General features: G+C 60.3%; 16 protein-coding genes. 10 read left to right on the top strand and 6 right to left on the bottom strand.

What is annotated here, in order from left to right; translation table 11 throughout:
* Positions 1-32: 32 nt before the first annotated feature.
* From AC07SU_RS06515 to AC07SU_RS06500, 4 genes are read left to right on the top strand one after another with little or no spacing between them, the layout of a single operon-like run.
* Entirely contained in the window at positions 33-1043 is a 1011-nt protein-coding gene (locus tag AC07SU_RS06515; protein WP_176995119.1) for an ABC transporter permease subunit, read from the top strand.
* Between the two features lie 10 nt (positions 1044-1053).
* Positions 1054-1965, top strand: coding sequence for an ABC transporter permease subunit (locus AC07SU_RS06510; RefSeq protein ID WP_176995120.1), 912 nt, complete (start codon positions 1054-1056; stop codon positions 1963-1965).
* Positions 1966-1975: 10 nt separating this feature from the next.
* A complete protein-coding gene (locus tag AC07SU_RS06505) occupies positions 1976-2944 on the top strand; it encodes an ABC transporter ATP-binding protein (RefSeq protein WP_178919104.1) in 969 nt (322 codons plus the stop codon).
* Positions 2944-3915: a peptide ABC transporter ATP-binding protein gene (locus AC07SU_RS06500; protein ID WP_016971590.1), complete on the top strand. Its 972-nt coding sequence runs from the start codon at positions 2944-2946 to the stop codon at positions 3913-3915. The genes AC07SU_RS06505 and AC07SU_RS06500 overlap by 1 nt, the downstream gene beginning before the upstream one ends.
* Positions 3916-4024: 109 nt before the next feature.
* On the opposite strand, the gene AC07SU_RS06495 is transcribed toward AC07SU_RS06500, so the two are convergent.
* The 3 genes from AC07SU_RS06495 to AC07SU_RS06485 all read right to left on the bottom strand — a co-directional run bounded on the left by AC07SU_RS06495 (position 4025) and on the right by AC07SU_RS06485 (position 6473).
* Complete coding sequence (locus tag AC07SU_RS06495) at positions 4025-4285, bottom strand: hypothetical protein (RefSeq protein WP_178919105.1); 261 nt, start codon at positions 4283-4285, stop codon at positions 4025-4027.
* Positions 4286-4382: 97 nt separating this feature from the next.
* On the bottom strand, positions 4383-4628 hold the full coding sequence (locus AC07SU_RS06490; protein ID WP_176995123.1) for a hypothetical protein: 246 nt from the start codon (positions 4626-4628) through the stop codon (positions 4383-4385).
* A gap of 261 nt (positions 4629-4889) precedes the next feature.
* Positions 4890-6473, bottom strand: a complete 1584-nt coding sequence (locus AC07SU_RS06485) for a peptide chain release factor 3 (protein WP_494996549.1) — start codon at positions 6471-6473, stop codon at positions 4890-4892.
* Positions 6474-6917: 444 nt separating this feature from the next.
* Here AC07SU_RS06485 and AC07SU_RS06480 point away from each other — a divergent pair, with 444 nt between their 5' ends.
* Genes AC07SU_RS06480 through AC07SU_RS06465 form a run of 4 tightly spaced genes read left to right on the top strand, consistent with a single transcriptional unit; the run spans position 6918 to position 10357 of the window.
* Positions 6918-7634, top strand: a complete 717-nt coding sequence (locus tag AC07SU_RS06480) for an ABC transporter permease (protein WP_016971594.1) — start codon at positions 6918-6920, stop codon at positions 7632-7634.
* A 9-nt stretch (positions 7635-7643) separates the two neighbouring features.
* Complete coding sequence (locus AC07SU_RS06475) at positions 7644-8537, top strand: glycine betaine ABC transporter substrate-binding protein (RefSeq protein ID WP_494996548.1); 894 nt, start codon at positions 7644-7646, stop codon at positions 8535-8537.
* A 12-nt stretch (positions 8538-8549) separates the two neighbouring features.
* Positions 8550-9203 (top strand): ABC transporter permease, encoded by a 654-nt coding sequence (locus AC07SU_RS06470; protein ID WP_016971596.1) that lies wholly within the window; start codon positions 8550-8552, stop codon positions 9201-9203.
* Positions 9200-10357: an osmoprotectant ABC transporter ATP-binding protein OsmV gene (locus AC07SU_RS06465; RefSeq protein WP_135307767.1), complete on the top strand. Its 1158-nt coding sequence runs from the start codon at positions 9200-9202 to the stop codon at positions 10355-10357. Before AC07SU_RS06470 ends, AC07SU_RS06465 begins: the two co-directional genes overlap by 4 nt.
* Positions 10358-10405: 48 nt before the next feature.
* On the opposite strand, the gene AC07SU_RS06460 is transcribed toward AC07SU_RS06465, so the two are convergent.
* A complete protein-coding gene (locus AC07SU_RS06460) occupies positions 10406-11686 on the bottom strand; it encodes a DUF2599 domain-containing protein (RefSeq protein ID WP_494996547.1) in 1281 nt (426 codons plus the stop codon).
* A gap of 675 nt (positions 11687-12361) precedes the next feature.
* Here AC07SU_RS06460 and AC07SU_RS06455 point away from each other — a divergent pair.
* Entirely contained in the window at positions 12362-13525 is a 1164-nt protein-coding gene (locus AC07SU_RS06455; protein ID WP_494996546.1) for a type III PLP-dependent enzyme, read from the top strand.
* Positions 13526-13617: 92 nt separating this feature from the next.
* Here AC07SU_RS06455 and AC07SU_RS06450 read toward each other — a convergent pair whose 3' ends face one another.
* On the bottom strand, positions 13618-14370 hold the full coding sequence (locus AC07SU_RS06450; protein ID WP_494996545.1) for a tetratricopeptide repeat protein: 753 nt from the start codon (positions 14368-14370) through the stop codon (positions 13618-13620).
* A 1-nt stretch (position 14371) separates the two neighbouring features.
* The gene (locus tag AC07SU_RS06445) at positions 14372-15052 is read right to left on the bottom strand and encodes a Fe2+-dependent dioxygenase (protein WP_176995127.1); all 681 of its coding nucleotides are present in this window, start codon (positions 15050-15052) and stop codon (positions 14372-14374) included.
* A gap of 206 nt (positions 15053-15258) precedes the next feature.
* On the opposite strand from AC07SU_RS06445, the gene AC07SU_RS06440 reads away from it, so the two are divergent.
* Positions 15259-17565, top strand: coding sequence for a TonB-dependent receptor (locus AC07SU_RS06440; RefSeq protein ID WP_494996544.1), 2307 nt, complete (start codon positions 15259-15261; stop codon positions 17563-17565).
* Positions 17566-17647 lie beyond the last annotated feature (82 nt).

The raw sequence follows: 17647 nt of genomic DNA, 5'->3' as shown, positions 1-17647 counted from the left end.
TGCCTAACCGGCTGATTGAGGTACACAACAAGATGTTTAGTTTTATTGCCCGCCGATTGGGGTTATTGATCCCCACGTTCTTCGGCATCACGTTGCTCACGTTTGCGTTGATACGCATGATCCCTGGCGACCCCGTTGAAGTCATGATGGGCGAGCGGCGCGTCGACCCCGAGATGCACGCACAGGCAATGGAACGCCTTGGCCTTAACAAGCCGCTGTATGCGCAATACCTGGACTATGTCGGCAAGCTCGCCCAAGGCGACCTTGGCGAGTCCCTGCGCACCCGCACCAGCGTGTGGACCGAGTTCACCGCACTGTTTCCCGCGACCCTGGAACTGTCCATGGCCGCCCTGTTGTTCGCCGGCGTCCTGGGCCTGTTGGCCGGGGTGATCGCGGCACTCAAGCGAGGATCCCTGTTCGACCATGGGGTGATGGGCATCTCCCTGGCGGGATATTCGATGCCGATCTTCTGGTGGGGCCTGATCCTGATCATGTTCTTCTCGGTGAGCCTGGGCTGGACCCCGGTGTCCGGGCGGATCGACCTGCTCTACGACATCGAGCCGCGCACCGGCTTCATGCTGATCGACACGCTGCTGGCTGACGAGCCGGACGCGTTCTTCGACGCCCTGCACCACCTGATCCTGCCGGCCATCGTGCTCGGCACCATCCCGCTGGCCGTGATCGCGCGGATGACCCGTTCGTCGATGCTCGAAGTGCTGCGCGAAGACTACATCCGTACCGCCAAGGCCAAGGGCCTGTCGCCGGCGCGCGTGGTATTCGTGCACGGCCTGCGTAACGCGCTGATCCCGGTGCTGACCGTGGTCGGCCTGCAAGTCGGCACCCTGCTGGCCGGCGCGGTCCTGACCGAAACCATCTTCTCGTGGCCCGGCATCGGCAAATGGCTGATCGAAGCCATTGGCGCGCGGGACTACCCGGTGGTGCAAAACGGCATTTTGCTGATCGCCTGCCTGGTGATCCTGGTGAACTTCGTGGTGGATATCCTCTACGGCTTCGCCAACCCACGCATCCGTCACCAGCGCTGAGATCATGACCATGACCACACCTACCCAAGCGTCGGCAGTCGATCAAAGCCTGCTGTACCCGTCCCCGTACAAAGAATTCTGGCAAGCCTTCTCCAAGAACAAAGGCGCGGTTGCCGGCCTGCTGTTCATGCTGCTGATCGTGTTCTGCGCGATTTTTGCCCCCTGGGTGACCCCGCATAACCCGAGCGAGCAATACCGCGACTTCCTGCTGACCCCACCGGCCTGGCTGGAAGGCGGGCAGATGCAATTTTTGCTGGGCACCGACGAGCTGGGCCGTGACTTGCTCTCGCGCCTGATCCAGGGCTCGCGCCTGTCGTTGCTGATCGGCTTGTCGTCGGTGGTGATGTCGCTGATCCCAGGCATCCTGCTGGGCCTGTTCGCCGGGTTCTTCCCGCGCTTGCTCGGCCCGACCATCATGCGTTTGATGGACATCATGCTGGCCCTGCCTTCGCTGCTGCTGGCCGTAGCCATTGTCGCGATCCTCGGCCCTGGCCTGATCAACACTGTGATTGCGATTGCCATCGTATCCCTGCCGTCCTACGTCCGTCTGACCCGCGCGGCGGTGATGGGCGAACTGAACCGCGACTACGTGACGGCCGCCCGCCTCGCCGGCGCTGGCCTGCCACGCCTGATGTTCATCACCGTGCTGCCCAACTGCATGGCACCGCTGATCGTGCAGGCCACCTTGAGCTTCTCTTCGGCGATTCTCGATGCCGCCGCACTGGGCTTCCTGGGCCTTGGCGTACAACCGCCAACCCCTGAGTGGGGCACCATGCTGGCTTCGGCCCGTGACTACATCGAACGCGCCTGGTGGGTGGTGAGCCTGCCTGGTTTGACCATTTTGCTCAGCGTGCTGGCAATCAACTTGATGGGTGACGGCCTGCGCGATGCGCTCGACCCGAAACTCAAGAACGCCGCCTGAGGAGATTCCCATGTCACTGTTAGAAATCAAGAATCTCAACGTGCGCTTCGGCGACAAGACCGCCGTGCCGGTGGTCGATGGCCTGGACCTGTCGGTCGACAAAGGCGAAGTATTGGCGATCGTTGGCGAGTCGGGTTCGGGTAAATCCGTGACCATGATGGCGCTGATGGGCCTGATCGAACACCCTGGCATCGTCACCGCCGACTCGCTGACCTTCGACGGCAAGGACATGCTCAAACTGAGCAGCCGCCAGCGTCGTCAGATCGTCGGCAAGGACCTGGCCATGGTCTTCCAGGACCCGATGACCGCGCTGAACCCCAGCTACACCGTGGGTTTCCAGATTGAAGAAGTGCTGCGCCTGCACCTGAAAATGTCCGGCAAGCAAGCGCGCAAGCGTGCCATCGAACTGCTGGAGAAAGTGGAGATCCCGGGCGCTGCCAGCCGTATGGACGCCTACCCGCACCAACTGTCCGGCGGTATGAGCCAGCGTGTGGCAATCGCCATGGCGATTGCCGGCGAGCCAAAACTGCTGATCGCCGACGAACCAACCACCGCGTTGGACGTAACGATCCAGGCGCAGATCATGGAACTGCTGCTGGCTTTGCAGAAAGAACAGAACATGGGCCTGGTGCTGATCACCCACGACCTCGCCGTCGTGGCAGAAACCGCCCAACGCGTGTGTGTGATGTACGCCGGCCAAGCCGTGGAAGTCGGCCAGGTGCCGCAGTTGTTCGACATTCCGGCACACCCGTACAGCGAAGCCCTGCTCAAGGCGATCCCCGAGCACAGCCTGGGCGCCACGCGCCTGGCCACGCTGCCGGGTATCGTTCCGGGTCGTTATGACCGCCCACAGGGTTGCCTGTTGTCGCCGCGCTGCCCGTATGTGCAGGAATCCTGCCGCGCCCAGCGCCCGGGCCTTGATCCAAAAACCAACAGCCTTGCGCGCTGCTTCTACCCCTTGAACCAGGAGGTGGCGTAATGGCCGTCGTTCTTACCGCCCGCGACCTCACCCGTCACTACGAAGTGTCCCGTGGCCTGTTCAAGGGCCACGCCACCGTGCGTGCCCTCAACGGGGTGTCGTTCGAGCTGGAAGCCGGCAAGACCCTCGCCGTGGTAGGCGAGTCGGGTTGCGGCAAGTCCACCCTGGCTCGTGCCCTCACGCTGATTGAAGAACCGTCGTCGGGCTCCTTGAAAATCGCCGGCCAGGAAGTGGCTGGCGCCGACAAGGCCCAGCGCAAGCAATTGCGCAAAGACGTGCAGATGGTGTTCCAGAGCCCGTACGCCTCATTGAACCCACGGCAGAAGGTCGGTGATCAGCTCGGCGAGCCGCTGTTGATCAACACCAACCTGTCCGCCGCTGAACGCCGCGAGAAAGTGCAGGCGATGATGAAGCAAGTGGGCCTGCGCCCCGAGCATTATCAGCGCTACCCGCACATGTTCTCCGGTGGCCAGCGCCAGCGCATCGCCCTGGCCCGCGCCATGATGCTGCAACCGAAAGTGCTGGTGGCGGATGAGCCGACCTCGGCACTCGACGTGTCGATCCAGGCTCAGGTGCTCAACCTGTTCATGGACCTGCAGCAGGAATTCAACACGGCCTACGTGTTCATCTCCCACAACCTGGCGGTGGTGCAGCACGTTGCCGACGACGTGATGGTGATGTACCTCGGCCGCCCGGTGGAAGTGGGCCCCAAAGAAGACATCTACGCACGCCCGCTGCACCCGTACACCCAGGCGTTGCTGTCGGCCACCCCGACCATCCACCCGGACCCGAACAAGCCGAAGATCAAGATCGTCGGCGAGCTGCCTAACCCGCTGAACCCGCCGCCGGGCTGCGCCTTCCACAAGCGTTGCCCTTACGCGACCGCCCGTTGCAGCAGCGAAGAGCCGCAATTGCGCGCCTTGGACAACCGCCAGGTGGCTTGCCACTACGCGGAGCAGTTCGTGGCCTGAGCCGACACAAAAATGCCCCGGGTGTTGAGCCCGGGGCATTGTTTGAGTTCTACCGCCCCTCCCGTCGGATTGCGCATCAGTCCGGCAGGCGGGGCTTTTTCATGGCGCCTTATGTATCGCTGTCACCTTCGGTGTCATCGTCGTCTGGCGGCGCTTGCTGGTCGTCATCATCCTTTGAGCCGCCCTGGTCTTCATCACCGGGCTCCGACTCGCTCTTGGCCAGCTGCAAGCCCCCGGCCTGCGCCGTCTTCGCCGCCACAAAGCCCGGTGCCTGGCTCTGCACGGCCGCATTGGCCCATGCAGACGAAACACCCAGCGATAACATCACCAACACTTTCAGCAACAGCACTACACGTTGAAAGATAGTCATGGTCGATTTCCGTCCAGTCAGTGAATCACGTACGCCGGCATTCCGCCGTCGCTGTGGATTAAGCTAGTTCCGATCCCGGGTTTGCGCCAATCAGGCCTCAGGTATCGCCATCATCGTAGGTCTCGCTGTCTTCCCCCTCGTTGTAAGGGTTTTCTGCATCCTCCTTCGGCGCCGGTTGAGCCTGGGGCTGCCAACTGCCGGAATTGACCTCGTTTTGCTTGCGCTTGGTCACCGGGCCGGTGTCCTTCCACTGGGGGGTGCCTGCCCCCGCCAGCGCCCAGGAGGCGGACAACCCCAAGACGCCCAGCAGCACCAGTTGAATGGCGCGTCGAGTTAAACGCATCAGGAACTCCTATTCCGTCGGTGAATCGGTGAAATATGTGAAACGCTAGACCGGATGCGCGCTTAGCGCCAATGCTGCGGATTGGATGAAGATCAAAATTGTGGGAGCTGGCTTGCCTGCGATGCAGGCACCTCGGTGCATCAAGCAGACCCGGTTGATGCCATCGCAGGCAAGCCAGCTCCCACAGGATTGATCGGTGCCTGCCAAAATGAAAAAGGGCGAAGCCATCACAGCTTCGCCCTTTTCTGTACCGCCCGGACCTTAGTGGTGCTCGCGGGTCGCGCGGAATTTCACATCCGGCCAGCGCTCTTCCATCAGCGCCAGGTTGACCCGGGTCGGGGCCAGGTAGGTCAGGTGACCGCCGCCGTCGAGCGCGAGGTTTTCCACGGCCTTGTTGGAGAACTCTTCCAGCTTCTTCTTATCGCTGCACTCGATCCAGCGCGCGGAGTACACGGTGATGGGCTCGTAGGAGCATTCGACCTTGTACTCCTCTTTCAGGCGGCTGGCGACCACATCGAACTGCAGCACACCGACGGCGCCGAGGATGATGTCGTTGCTGCGCTCCGGGAAGAACACCTGGGTGGCGCCCTCTTCCGCGAGCTGCTGCAAGCCTTGGCGCAGTTGCTTGGATTTGAGCGGGTCACGCAGGCGTACGCGGCGGAACAGTTCCGGGGCGAAGTGCGGGATACCGGTAAAGCCCAGCGCTTCGCCTTCGGTGAAGGTGTCGCCGATCTGGATGGTGCCGTGGTTGTGCAGGCCGATGATGTCGCCGGCGTAGCCCTCTTCGAGCTGTTCACGCTCGGAAGAGAAGAACGTCAGGGCGTCGCCGATGCGCACATCCTTGCCGGTGCGCACGTGGCGCATCTTCATGCCTTTTTCGTATTTGCCGGAGCAGATACGCATGAAGGCGATACGGTCGCGGTGCTTGGGGTCCATGTTCGCCTGGATCTTGAACACGAAACCCGAGAACTTCTCTTCCACCGGTTCCACGGTGCGTTCGTTGGCGACACGGGCCAATGGGCGCGGCGCCCAATCCACCACGGCGTCGAGCACGTGGTCGACACCGAAGTTGCCCAGGGCGGTCCCGAAGAACACCGGGGTCAATTGGCCGTCGAGGAATTCCTGCTGGTTGAACTCATGGCAGGCGCCCTGCACCAGCTCCAGCTGGTCGACAAAACGGTCGTACTCGTCACCCAGGTGGGCGCGGGCTTCGTCGGAGTCGAGCTTCTCGATGATCTTGGTTTCGGTGCGCTCGTGACCGTGGCCGGCGGTGTAGACAATGATGTAGTCGTCGGCCAGGTGGTAAACGCCCTTGAAGTCGCGGTAGCAACCAATCGGCCAGGTGATCGGCGCGGCCTTGATCTTCAGGACGGCTTCGATTTCATCGAGCAGCTCGATCGGGTCGCGGATGTCGCGGTCGAGTTTGTTGATGAAGCTGACGATCGGCGTGTCACGCAGACGGCATACGTCCATCAGCGCGATGGTACGCGGCTCGACGCCTTTACCGCCGTCGAGGACCATCAATGCCGAGTCCACTGCCGTCAGGGTGCGGTAGGTGTCTTCGGAGAAGTCTTCGTGGCCCGGGGTGTCGAGCAGGTTGACCATGTGGTCGCGATACGGGAACTGCATGACCGACGTGGTAATGGAAATACCCCGTTGTTTTTCCATTTCCATCCAGTCGGAGGTGGCATGGCGGTCGGACTTGCGGGATTTCACCGTGCCGGCCACCGCGATTGCCTTGCCCATCAGCAGGAGCTTCTCGGTGATGGTGGTTTTACCGGCATCGGGGTGGGAAATAATGGCGAAAGTGCGGCGTTTCGCGACTTCGGCGGCCTGGTGGGTCATGGGAAATCGCCTGGCAGGTGAGTCAAAAAAGGGCGGCGAGTATAGCGCAAATCAACGCTCCCGGACCACCGTTCGCCCATCAACCACAACCCCCCGTAGGAGCCAGCTTGCCGGCGATGAGGCCCTTGAATTCAACATTGGATCAAGGACGCCATCGCCGGCAAGCCGGCTCCTACGGGGGAGAAAAACGTCGGCAAGGGTGGCTAAATGCTGCCAAGTATGGAACCTTTTAAAAGGTCGAGACGTCCACTCCCCTGCTACCGCACTCGGAACAGGGGCTGATAAATCAGCAAGTTAGCCTGACGAGGCTGCGCTCATGGCTCGGATTGATATCGCGTTGCCGGTATGGACGAGCTGCTTTTCGCGAACCTATTCGCCGACAGCCAGGAATGGCATTGCCGCCGGAGAATGTGTTCGCCGACAAAAGAAAAAAGGAGTCCGCCTGTGGCTATTCGCTATGGCAAAGGGCTGATAGGAGGCGTGGTTGTCGTCGCGCTCCTGGCCCTGCTGGTCCACTGGATCGGCATCAACACGATCGAACTGTACCGCGACGATTTGTTGTTTTACCTGCAAGCTCACCTGATCCTCGTTCTTGTCTCCATGCTGGCTGCCCTCGTTGTAGGGATCCCCGCCGGTATCCTGCTCAGCCGACCGAACATGGTCGGACGCGCAGAACGCTTCATGCAGATCTTCAACATCGGCAACACCGTCCCTCCCCTGGCCGTACTGGCCATCGCCCTCGGCGTCCTCGGCATCGGCAGTGGCCCGGCCATCTTCGCGCTGTTCCTCGCCTCCCTCCTGCCCATCGTGCGCAACACCTACGAAGGCCTGAAAAACGTCCAGGGCTCCCTGAAAGAAGCCGCCACCGGCATCGGCATGACGCCGCGCCAGGTGCTGTTTCGCGTGGAATTGCCCAACGCCGTGCCGATCATCATCGGCGGCGTGCGCGTGGCCCTGGCGATCAACGTGGGTACCGCCCCGCTGGCGTTCCTGATTGGCGCCAACAGCCTGGGCAGCCTGATCTTCCCTGGCATCGCCCTGAACAATCAGCCGCAATTGCTGCTCGGCGCCGCGTGTACCGCGTTGCTGGCCTTGCTGCTCGACGGTCTGGTGACCCTGGCCAGCCGCCTCTGGCTGGAACGCGGGCTGCGGGCGTCTTAAGGAATCGACATGAAAAAACTGACCTTGATACTGAGCTGCGTCCTGCTGTGTGCAGGCTTTGCGCAAGCCGCTGAAAAACCGCTGATCCGCATCGGCGCCCGGGTGTTCACCGAACAGACCCTGCTGGCCGAAATCACCTCCCAGTACCTGCGTACCAAAGGCTACGACACCCGGGTGACCGGCGGCCTGGGCAGCAACCTGGCGCGCAGTGCCCAGGAAAGCGGGCAGCTGGATTTGATCTGGGAATACACCGGCGTGTCGCTGGTGGCCTACAACCATGTCGACGAGAAACTCGACAGTGAACAGTCTTACGCCCGAGTGAAAGAACTCGACGCGAAAAAAGGCCTGGTCTGGCTCTCGCCGTCGCGCTTCAGCAACACCTACGCGTTGGCACTGCCGGAAAAGGTGGCCGAGGAACATCCTGAAATCAGCAGCATCAGCGACCTGACGAAGGCCATGGCGCAGAGCACCAAAGAAAACCGCCTGGTGGCGCTGGACACCGAGTTCGCCAACCGTTCCGACGGCCTGGCGGGCATGGTCAAGCTGTACGACATGAACCTGACCCGCAAGAACACCCGGCAGATGGACGCTGGCCTGGTCTACACCGCGCTGCGTAATGGCCAAGTGTTTGCTGGCTTGGTCTACACCACCGACGGTCGCCTGAACGCGTTCAAATTGAAGTTGCTGGAAGACGATAAGCACTACTTCCCGGACTACACCGCCGCGCCCGTGGTGCGTCAGGTGTATCTCGACGCCCACCCGGAATTGGCCGCCGACCTCAAGCCGCTGGCCGCGCTGTTCGACGACGAAACCATGCGCCAGCTGAACGCGCGGGTCGACGTCGACCACGAAAGCCCCTCCGCCGTGGCCGCCGATTTCCTGCGCCAGCATCCGATCAACTAACGAGGAGAAGACATGGAATTCCTGAACGCCTTTTCCCATCTTGATTGGGCCCAAGTCCTGCACCTGACCGGGCAGCACATCACCCTGGTCGGCATTGCCGTGATCCTCGCGATTCTCATCGGCGTGCCGCTGGGCATCCTGATGACGCGCTTCCCGACCTTGGCCGGGCCGCTGCAAGCCAGCGCCACCGTGTTGCTGACCGTGCCGTCCATCGCCCTGTTCGGCCTGCTGCTGCCGTTCTACTCCAAGTTCGGCCAGGGCCTGGGACCGATGCCGGCGATCACCGCCGTGTTCCTTTACTCCCTGCTGCCCATCATGCGTAACACCTACCTGGCCCTAACCGGCGTGGAACCGGGCATTCGCGAAGCCGCACGCGGCATCGGCATGACCTTCGGCCAGCGCCTGCGCATGGTCGAGCTGCCGATTGCCGTGCCGGTGATCCTCGCCGGTGTGCGCACCGCCGTGGTGATGAACATCGGCGTGATGACCATCGCCGCCACCATCGGCGCCGGTGGCCTGGGTGTACTGATTCTGGCTTCCATCAGCCGCAGCGACATGTCGATGCTGATCGTCGGCGCCGTGCTGGTCAGTCTTCTGGCCATCTTCGCCGACCTGCTCCTGCAATGGCTGCAACGCTCGCTGACTCCAAAAGGATTGCTCAAATGATCGAACTTCAAAACCTGTCCAAGACCTTTCAAAGCAACGGCAAGACCATCACCGCCGTCAACGATGTAAGCCTGACCGTCAACGAAGGCGAAATTTGCGTGTTCCTGGGGCCTTCGGGCTGCGGCAAGAGCACCACGCTGAAAATGATCAACCGCCTGATCAAGCCGACCTCGGGCAAGATCTTGATCAACGGCGAAGACACTACCGACCTGGACGAGGTGACCCTGCGTCGCAACATCGGCTACGTGATCCAGCAGATCGGCCTGTTCCCGAACATGACCATCGAGGAAAACATCGTGGTGGTGCCCAAGCTGCTGGGCTGGGACAAACAGAAATGCCACGACCGCGCCCGCGAGCTGATGAGCATGATCAAGCTGGAGCCCAAGCAGTACCTGCACCGCTACCCGCGTGAACTGTCGGGCGGCCAGCAACAGCGTATCGGCGTAATCCGCGCGCTGGCGGCCGATGCGCCGCTGCTGTTGATGGATGAGCCGTTCGGCGCAGTCGACCCGATCAACCGGGAGATGATCCAGAACGAATTCTTCGAGATGCAGCGCGCGCTGAACAAGACCGTGATCATGGTCAGCCACGACATCGACGAAGCCATCAAGCTGGGCGACAAGATTGCGATCTTCCGCGCCGGCAAGCTGCTGCAGATCGACCACCCGGACACGCTGCTGGCGCACCCGGCCGACGAGTTCGTCAGCAACTTCGTGGGCCAGGACAGTACCCTCAAGCGCCTGCTGCTGGTGAAGGCCGAAGACGCGGCGGATAACGCACCGTCGGTGAGCCCTGAGACGCCGGTGGCGGATGCGTTGGAATTGATGGATGAGCATGACCGCCGCTATGTGGTGGTCACGTGCGCAGAGAACAAGGCGCTGGGGTACGTACGACGTCGCGACCTGCACCGTCAGACCGGCACCTGCGGCCAGTACCTGCGTGAGTTCAACGCCACGGCGGCGTATGACGAGCATTTGCGCATCCTGCTGTCGCGCATGTACGAGTTCAATCGCTCGTGGTTGCCGGTGATGGATGCTGAGCGGGTGTTCCTGGGGGAAGTGACCCAGGAGTCGATTGCCGAGTATTTGAGCTCTGGTAAGTCCCGTGGGGGCAAGACCAGTATTGTGTCGCCTGCGGAAACCGCACTGGCCTAATGCTCAAGCGTTGCTGCCAAGCCTTGGCTTGGCAGCAATTGGCCCGCTTTATTTCAGCTGCGGGTTACAGCCTTGAGCTACCGCTTCTGCTTGAGAGACATAAGGACGATCCGGTTCCAGATTCCAAGTCTCTTTGCCTGCGGCAATGCTGGGTGTTGCAACATGGCATACGAACTGTCGGCGCATACTGGTGCCCATCCGGTCGAGATTCCACGAGGGCTGGTTGGCTGCCTTAAGCGCCAGCTCTGCAAATGCGACGTCAGTTTTTTCTGGACCAATGGTCCTCCCGCAAGCAGTCGGCGTAACCTGGAGAGAGGGGATGGTTTTCTTCGCAATAGGCTCATAGTAGTTGTTATTCCACTCTGCCTTTTCGATATAGCTATCGCAGGAACCTTTGTCAGCATCGCCTGGGGGCACTTTCTGATCTGCGGGAGAGTAGGTGAAGGTGGCGTCATCCGCTGTCGAGGCAGGCATTTTCACATCGATTACCGGTACGAACTCTCCTTTTCCCAATCGGGTCTGGGTGTCTTCAAACCACCTGCGTTGGTCATCCTGCGCCAAGGTGCGACCGGCGAAGGACTTCCCATCAGCGTCAGGCTGGCCCTTTATACCGGTGTATATAAACGCCAGAATAGGCAAACGAGAATTATCAGGCCACACGGCCAGTCGCGCCTCAGTCTGGGTTTTTATCTCTTCATCCTTGATTAACTTCCGGGCTTCGATCGCCGTATTAAACGCATCCGCCTTATTAAAGCTTCCGTAGTCTTTCACCGTATCAAAAATACATTGTTTCCTGTGATCACTCCCGACACTTCTATAATTGCTTAGCCATGCGGCGGCGGTTTTTACCCCCGCCTCCTGACACGTCTTTTCCACTTCAGCCGATGCCTTATAGTCAGCACAACCTGCATCAGTTCGATTATCTGTCCAGGCATCTACGGGCGCCATACACAGTGTTTTAATTTTGAGTTCACCCGGCGCAATAAAATCGTTGGGCTTTAATACAAACCCATTATTTTTAAGGAGACCCAGATCCTGATATTCAGAATCGATTCTGAAATACGAAACCGAAACCCCGCCGCTGACCTTTGAAGCAGGGCTTGCATTCCATACAACAAAGGGTTTCCCGCTGTCAGTGCCCCGAAGGTAAAGGCCCGAACATTCTGACGCGAGCCTGCCGGGCCCACAATCTCTTGCCGTGTGTTTATAGAAGTACGTCATCAGGGTGACGGCATCTGAGCCAGCACTGGCGTGAACGCCGGATGAAAACGCAACAATACTCATCACCCACAGTTTCACCCACGGTCCAATCAGTCCATATTTTTTCATGATAGCCTCGCAAGAAATTAACTTTCAAACTAAGCAGCCACTGCCTGGCCGCGCACTTATAAGCGCGCAGTTAAGTACCTGCCCACGGGCAAACCCATGCGCATACAGCGGGCATTAGCCGCAATTAACAGCCGTATGAAAAGTTAACTCTCCCGCTTTAGTATTCTCAAAAACACCTTGTCTTACTACTGTCAAACCTCACAGGCTTTCAGTGATTTTCTATACTGCTTCCTACTTACAAGGGTTCATTTAATTCCGAAATAGATCTATCGAACCTGCCTGACGGAAGCGCAAAGCCTCCCGTAGCCGGATCACAACGGTTTCAGACCGTGAACGCGTTCCCGTGGAGCACCCTGGGGGAACATCTGCCTGTCATGCAGGTCGGTTAAACAGGAGCTGACCGCGATGCCGCGACGAACGCGTGCAAAAACGCGACATTTTTAGTTGATCTATGGCCCCTCACGTCCTAAAGTTCGCGCCGAACGTCCATGCTGGAAACGATCCATCCGGCTCAAGTACTGACGACGAGACAGCAAGGCCAAGGGAAGCGGTTGATCCCATGGCCTTTTTGCTTTCGGCGACATGCCTTGGGAAGTAGGCGAACCAAAGTGGGGATACGGAGGACGTTCATTTGCACCCATTGATCAATCTAGTTTGCCCTTAGGAGTTCCCAGCATGTCGATCCAGGTCGAAGATTATTTCGCGCGCGCCACTTTTGACAAAATGAAGGCGTTCGCCGACACGCAAGAAACCCCGTTCGTGGTGATCGACACCGCGATGATCAGCCAGGCCTACGATGACCTGCGCGCCGGTTTCGAATTCGCCAAGGTCTATTACGCGGTCAAGGCCAACCCAGCCGTCGAGATCATCGACCTGTTGAAAGACAAAGGTTCGAGCTTCGACATCGCCTCAATCTACGAGCTGGACAAAGTACTGGGCCGTGGCGTCAGCCCGGACCGTATCAGCTACGGCAACACCATCAAGAAATCCAAGGACATCCGCTACTTCTTCGAGAAGGGCGTGCGCCTGTTCTCCACCGACTCCGAAGCCGACCTGCGCAACATCGCCAAGGCCGCGCCGGGCTCGAAAGTGTATGTGCGTATCCTCACCGAAGGCTCGACCACCGCTGACTGGCCTCTGTCGCGCAAGTTCGGCTGCCAGACCGACATGGCCATGGACCTGCTGATCCTGGCGCGTGACCTGGGCCTGGTGCCTTACGGCATCTCCTTCCACGTGGGTTCGCAGCAGCGCGACATCAGCGTGTGGGACGCGGCGATCGCCAAGGTCAAAGTGATCTTCGAGCGCCTGAAAGAAGAAGACGGCATCCACCTGAAGCTGATCAACATGGGCGGTGGCTTCCCGGCCAACTACATCACCCGCACCAACAGCCTGGAAACCTACGCTGAAGAAATCATCCGCTTCCTCAAGGAAGACTTCGGCGACGACCTGCCGGAAATCATCCTGGAGCCAGGCCGTTCGTTGATTGCCAACGCCGGTATCCTGGTGAGCGAAGTGGTGCTGGTGGCGCGTAAATCCCGCACAGCGGTAGAGCGTTGGGTGTACACGGATGTGGGCAAGTTCTCCGGCCTGATCGAAACCATGGACGAGGCCATCAAGTTCCCGATCTGGACCGAGAAGAAAGGCGAGATGGAAGAAGTGGTCATCGCCGGCCCAACCTGCGACAGCGCCGACATCATGTACGAGAACTACAAGTACGGCCTGCCGCTGAACCTGGCCATTGGTGATCGCCTGTACTGGCTGTCGACCGGTGCATACACCACCAGCTACAGCGCAGTTGAATTCAACGGCTTCCCGCCATTGAAATCTTTCTACGTCTGATCACCCTTCCCGGGAACGATCACATCCCCCTGTAGGAGCCCGGCTTGCCGGCGATAGCGATCTTAAAGACGCCATCGCCGGCAAGCCGGCTCCTACAGGTTTAATTGTGTGGCGCGTTTCTGGTAAGCCTCGGCCATTGCGCGGATCTGCGGATCATTCGCCGCTTCCAACGCCTTTTGCGCCGTACGCAAAAACTTCAGATTCCCGCCCGCCAACGCCTCTCGCAACCACTCCAGCGCCGCGTCGATCTGGCCTCTGTCCGCCAGCACCGCCGCATAACTGAACTGCCCGCGAAAATCGCCGCCTTCGGCTGAACGTCGATACCACGCCTCGGCAGCGTCCAGATCCCTTGGGCAGCACTGCCCGTCTTCCAGATAACGCCCCAACAGGTTCATCGACTTGGCGTGCCCCTGCTCGGCCGCCTGGCGATAAAGCGCGAACGCCTGCTGCTGATTCTCGGCGACACCGCGCCCGGTCGCGAGCAAATTGGCGTGGTTGTACTGCGCCCAATCCAGGCCCGCCTCGGCCGCTTGCTGGTATTCCCGAGCGGCAGCGGCTTCGTCGATGGCGCAGCCCCAGCCATGTTCCAGGCAACGCCCGGCCATGTTGCGCGCCATCAGGTGGCCGCCCTGTGCCGCGATCTGGAACCAGCGCAGTGCCAAGGCTTCATCCCGCGCAATGCCACGGCCTTCCAGCAGGATTTGCCCAAGCAGCGCCTGGGCGTCCACCACACCCTCCTTCGCCGCCATCAGGATCGCCTGGGCCGCACGGACGGGGGAGTCGTCGAGCATCGATTGCAGTTGCTCGACGTTGAGCACTTCTTCACGGCGCAATAAAAAGCCCATGTCAGACCTCGACCCAGCGACGCAGCAGGTTGTGGTAGGTGCCGGTGAGCTGGATCAAGGCCGGGTGGTCGGGTACGTCGCGGGACAGTTGCTGGATCGCGCCGTCCATTTCGAACAGCAAGGTGCGCTGGCTGTCTTCGCGCACCAGGCTTTGGGTCCAGAAGAACGAGGCATAGCGCGCACCACGGGTCACGGCATTGACTTTGTGCAGGCTGGAGCCCGGGTACAGCACCATGTCGCCGGCTGGCAGCTTGACGCGCTGCAGGCCGAAGGTGTCCTGGATCTCCAGTTCGCCGCCGTCGTATTCGTCGGGGTCGCTGAAGAACAACGTGGAGGACAGGTCGGTGCGCACCCGCTCGTGGCTGCCCCGGGCCTGGCGTACGGCGTTGTCGATATGGAAGTCGAAACTGCCGCCTGCGGTGTAGCAGTTGAGCAAGGGCGGGAAGACTTTGTGCGGTAACGCCGCTGACATAAACAGCGGATTTTTCCACAGCCGTTCGAGCATTGCCGCACCGATTTCCTTGGCCAGCGGATGGCCTTCGGGCAGTTGCAGGTTGTGTTTGGCTTTGGCGGATTGGTGCCCGGCGGTGATTTTACCGTCGGCCCATTCGGTGGTTTCCAGGGCCTGGCGAATGCGCTGCACTTCCTCACGAGAGAACAGGCCGGGTATGTGCAGCAGCATGGGACAGTACCTGAAATCAGAGAGGCGCTAATGGTATTGATTCTTATCCGCCCTGTAAAACACGGCAGACGAACGAGTTCGTAAAAACCGTAAGCAAAAAGTGTAAAGAATGTAAATTCAGTGCAATTAGCAATGTATCGCAATTGATAGAAATACTTGTTCACCCTATATTCCGCGGCCTCACATCCTTGGGGAAAGGACACGTCATGCCGCGCACTACTCTAAAAACACCTGCCAGTTCACCACGCATGCTGGCTTCGGCCATCGGCGTTGCCCTCAGCGCCAGCTCTGCCGCCCACTTGGCGCAAGCGGCTGAAGACACCGAACAAAAAGGCGAGCGCAACAGCATCTCCCTCGGCGCCACCAGCATTACCGGTCAGGAACAGGACAACACCTCCTACCAGGTGGAAAAAGCCTCATCGCAGAAGTACACCGCCCCGCTGGTGGACACCCCGCGCTCCGTCACCGTGGTGCCACAACAAGTGCTCAAAGACACCGCCGCCACCTCGTTGCAGGATGCCTTGCGCACAGTGCCAGGCATTACCTTCGGCGCCGGTGAAGGCGGCAACCCTCAAGGCGATCGCCCATTCATCCGTGGTTTCGACGCCCAGGGCGACACTTACCTGGACGGCGTGCGTGACACCGGTGGCCAGAGCCGTGAGATCTTCGACATCGAATCGATCGAAGTCAGCAAAGGCCCCAACTCCTCGTTCGGCGGCCGTGGCTCGGCCGGCGGCAGCATCAACCTGGTGAGCAAGACGCCACAAGCGCGGGACTTCACCAACGGCGGCTTCACCTACGGTTCCGACCAGACCCGCCGCTACGTGCTCGACGTGAACCGCCAGTTCCTCGACGACAGCGCCGCGTTCCGCCTGAACCTGATGAGCCACGAGCAAAATGTCGCCGGCCGCGACGCCATCGACTACGACCGTTGGGGCGTGGCCCCGTCGCTGACCTTTGGCCTGGGCACCCCGACCCGCGTCAACCTCAGCTACTACCATATGGAAAGCAATGACCTACCCGACTCCGGGATTCCGTATGGCTACAGCAGCCGCGCCTCAAACGCCGCCCACGTCCACGACAAACCCACCGACGGCGGCGACAGCAACAACTTCTACGGTTTGAAAAGCCGTGACTTCCGCAAGACCCGCGCCGACATCAGTACGTTCTCCATCGAGCACGACCTGAACGACAACATGACGCTGAAAAACACCCTGCGCCACGGCAGCACAGGCCAGGACTACGTGCTCACCCAACCGGATGACAGCCAGCACAACGTCAACCAGTTCGGCACCGTATGGCGTCGTGCCAATACCCGTGTCTCCACCACCACGACCACCACCAACCAGACCGATCTGTTTGGCAGCTTCCAGGCCCTGGGCTTCAAGCACAGCTATTCCACCGGCCTGGAATTCACCGGTGAAGAAACCCGTGTCAGCGGCTACACCGTCAGCCCCAACGCCAATCCGACGTGCACCGTCATCAAAGGCTCTGCAAACGGCCAGTGCACCTCCTTGAGCAACCCGACCCCGGACGACGCCTGGACCGGCTCCATCGCACGCAACTACATGGGCACCAACACCAAGGCCACCAGCCGTGCGGCCTACGTGTTCGACACTATCGAACTGGACCCAAAATGGTTGCTGAACGTCGGCCTGCGCTACGACACCTTTGACACCGAAGCCAACACCAACGCGGTGCCGACGTCCACGGTCAAGGCGCGCAGCAAGGTCAAGGACGACAGCCAGTTCTTCAACTGGCAGGCGGGCCTGGTCTGGAAGCCGCTGGATAACGGCAGCATCTACACCTCCTACGCGACGTCGGCTTCGCCGGCCGGTGGCCTGGTGGGCGAAGGCGTGGACAGCAACGCGATCCCGACCGGCATCAACACCAGCGACCTGAAACCGGAAGAAACCGTCAACTACGAGCTGGGCACCAAGTGGGACCTGTTCCACAACCGTCTGTCCCTGTCGGCTGCGGTGTTCCGCACCGAGAAGAAAAACACGCGCATCCTGGTGGACTCCAACACCTACGAAACCGCAGGCGAATCGCGAGTGGACGGCCTGGAACTGTCGGCCAGCGGCAAGATCACCGATCAATGGCAAGTGTTCGCCGGCTACAGCTACCTGAAAGCCGAACTGGTTGACCCAGGCAAGAACGGCAGCCGTACCGGTGCCGTCGTCGCGGGTTCCAACAAAGGCAACCAGATGCCTAACACGCCTGAAAACTCGTTCAGCCTGTGGACCACGTATGACGTGACGCCGAAGCTGACCATCGGTGGTGGCGCGTTCTACGTCGATCAGGTCTACGGCGACCCGGCCAACACGGTGTACGTGCCGTCCTACACTCGCTACGACGCCATGGCCAGCTACAAGCTGACCAAGAATGTCGACCTGCAATTGAATGTGCAGAACCTGACCGACAAGACCTATTACGACAAAGCCTACGCGGCCCACTTCGCCAACCAGGCGGCCGGCCGCACGGCCCTGTTGTCCACCAGCTTCCACTTCTAAACGCGGGCAACAAACGCGCAAAAGCCCCACGCATCGGATGCGTGGGGCTTTTGCGTGTTAAACAGAATATTTCTCGATAACC

Source organism: Pseudomonas sp. GW821-FHT05H12 (genome assembly GCF_059419385.1).
Note: the sequence above shows the minus strand (reverse complement) of the source record. Positions and strands in the feature narration are given on the sequence as shown.

Coding starts and splice junctions, on each gene's coding strand:
- AC07SU_RS06515 (WP_176995119.1), top strand. CDS start 33: ATGTTTAGTTTTATTGCCCGCCGATTGGGGTTATTGATCCCCACGTTC.
- AC07SU_RS06510 (WP_176995120.1), top strand. CDS start 1,054: ATGACCACACCTACCCAAGCGTCGGCAGTCGATCAAAGCCTGCTGTAC.
- AC07SU_RS06505 (WP_178919104.1), top strand. CDS start 1,976: ATGTCACTGTTAGAAATCAAGAATCTCAACGTGCGCTTCGGCGACAAG.
- AC07SU_RS06500 (WP_016971590.1), top strand. CDS start 2,944: ATGGCCGTCGTTCTTACCGCCCGCGACCTCACCCGTCACTACGAAGTG.
- AC07SU_RS06495 (WP_178919105.1), bottom strand. CDS start 4,285: ATGACTATCTTTCAACGTGTAGTGCTGTTGCTGAAAGTGTTGGTGATG.
- AC07SU_RS06490 (WP_176995123.1), bottom strand. CDS start 4,628: ATGCGTTTAACTCGACGCGCCATTCAACTGGTGCTGCTGGGCGTCTTG.
- AC07SU_RS06485 (WP_494996549.1), bottom strand. CDS start 6,473: ATGACCCACCAGGCCGCCGAAGTCGCGAAACGCCGCACTTTCGCCATT.
- AC07SU_RS06475 (WP_494996548.1), top strand. CDS start 7,644: ATGAAAAAACTGACCTTGATACTGAGCTGCGTCCTGCTGTGTGCAGGC.
- AC07SU_RS06470 (WP_016971596.1), top strand. CDS start 8,550: ATGGAATTCCTGAACGCCTTTTCCCATCTTGATTGGGCCCAAGTCCTG.
- AC07SU_RS06465 (WP_135307767.1), top strand. CDS start 9,200: ATGATCGAACTTCAAAACCTGTCCAAGACCTTTCAAAGCAACGGCAAG.
- AC07SU_RS06460 (WP_494996547.1), bottom strand. CDS start 11,686: ATGAAAAAATATGGACTGATTGGACCGTGGGTGAAACTGTGGGTGATG.
- AC07SU_RS06455 (WP_494996546.1), top strand. CDS start 12,362: ATGTCGATCCAGGTCGAAGATTATTTCGCGCGCGCCACTTTTGACAAA.
- AC07SU_RS06450 (WP_494996545.1), bottom strand. CDS start 14,370: ATGGGCTTTTTATTGCGCCGTGAAGAAGTGCTCAACGTCGAGCAACTG.
- AC07SU_RS06445 (WP_176995127.1), bottom strand. CDS start 15,052: ATGCTGCTGCACATACCCGGCCTGTTCTCTCGTGAGGAAGTGCAGCGC.
- AC07SU_RS06440 (WP_494996544.1), top strand. CDS start 15,259: ATGCCGCGCACTACTCTAAAAACACCTGCCAGTTCACCACGCATGCTG.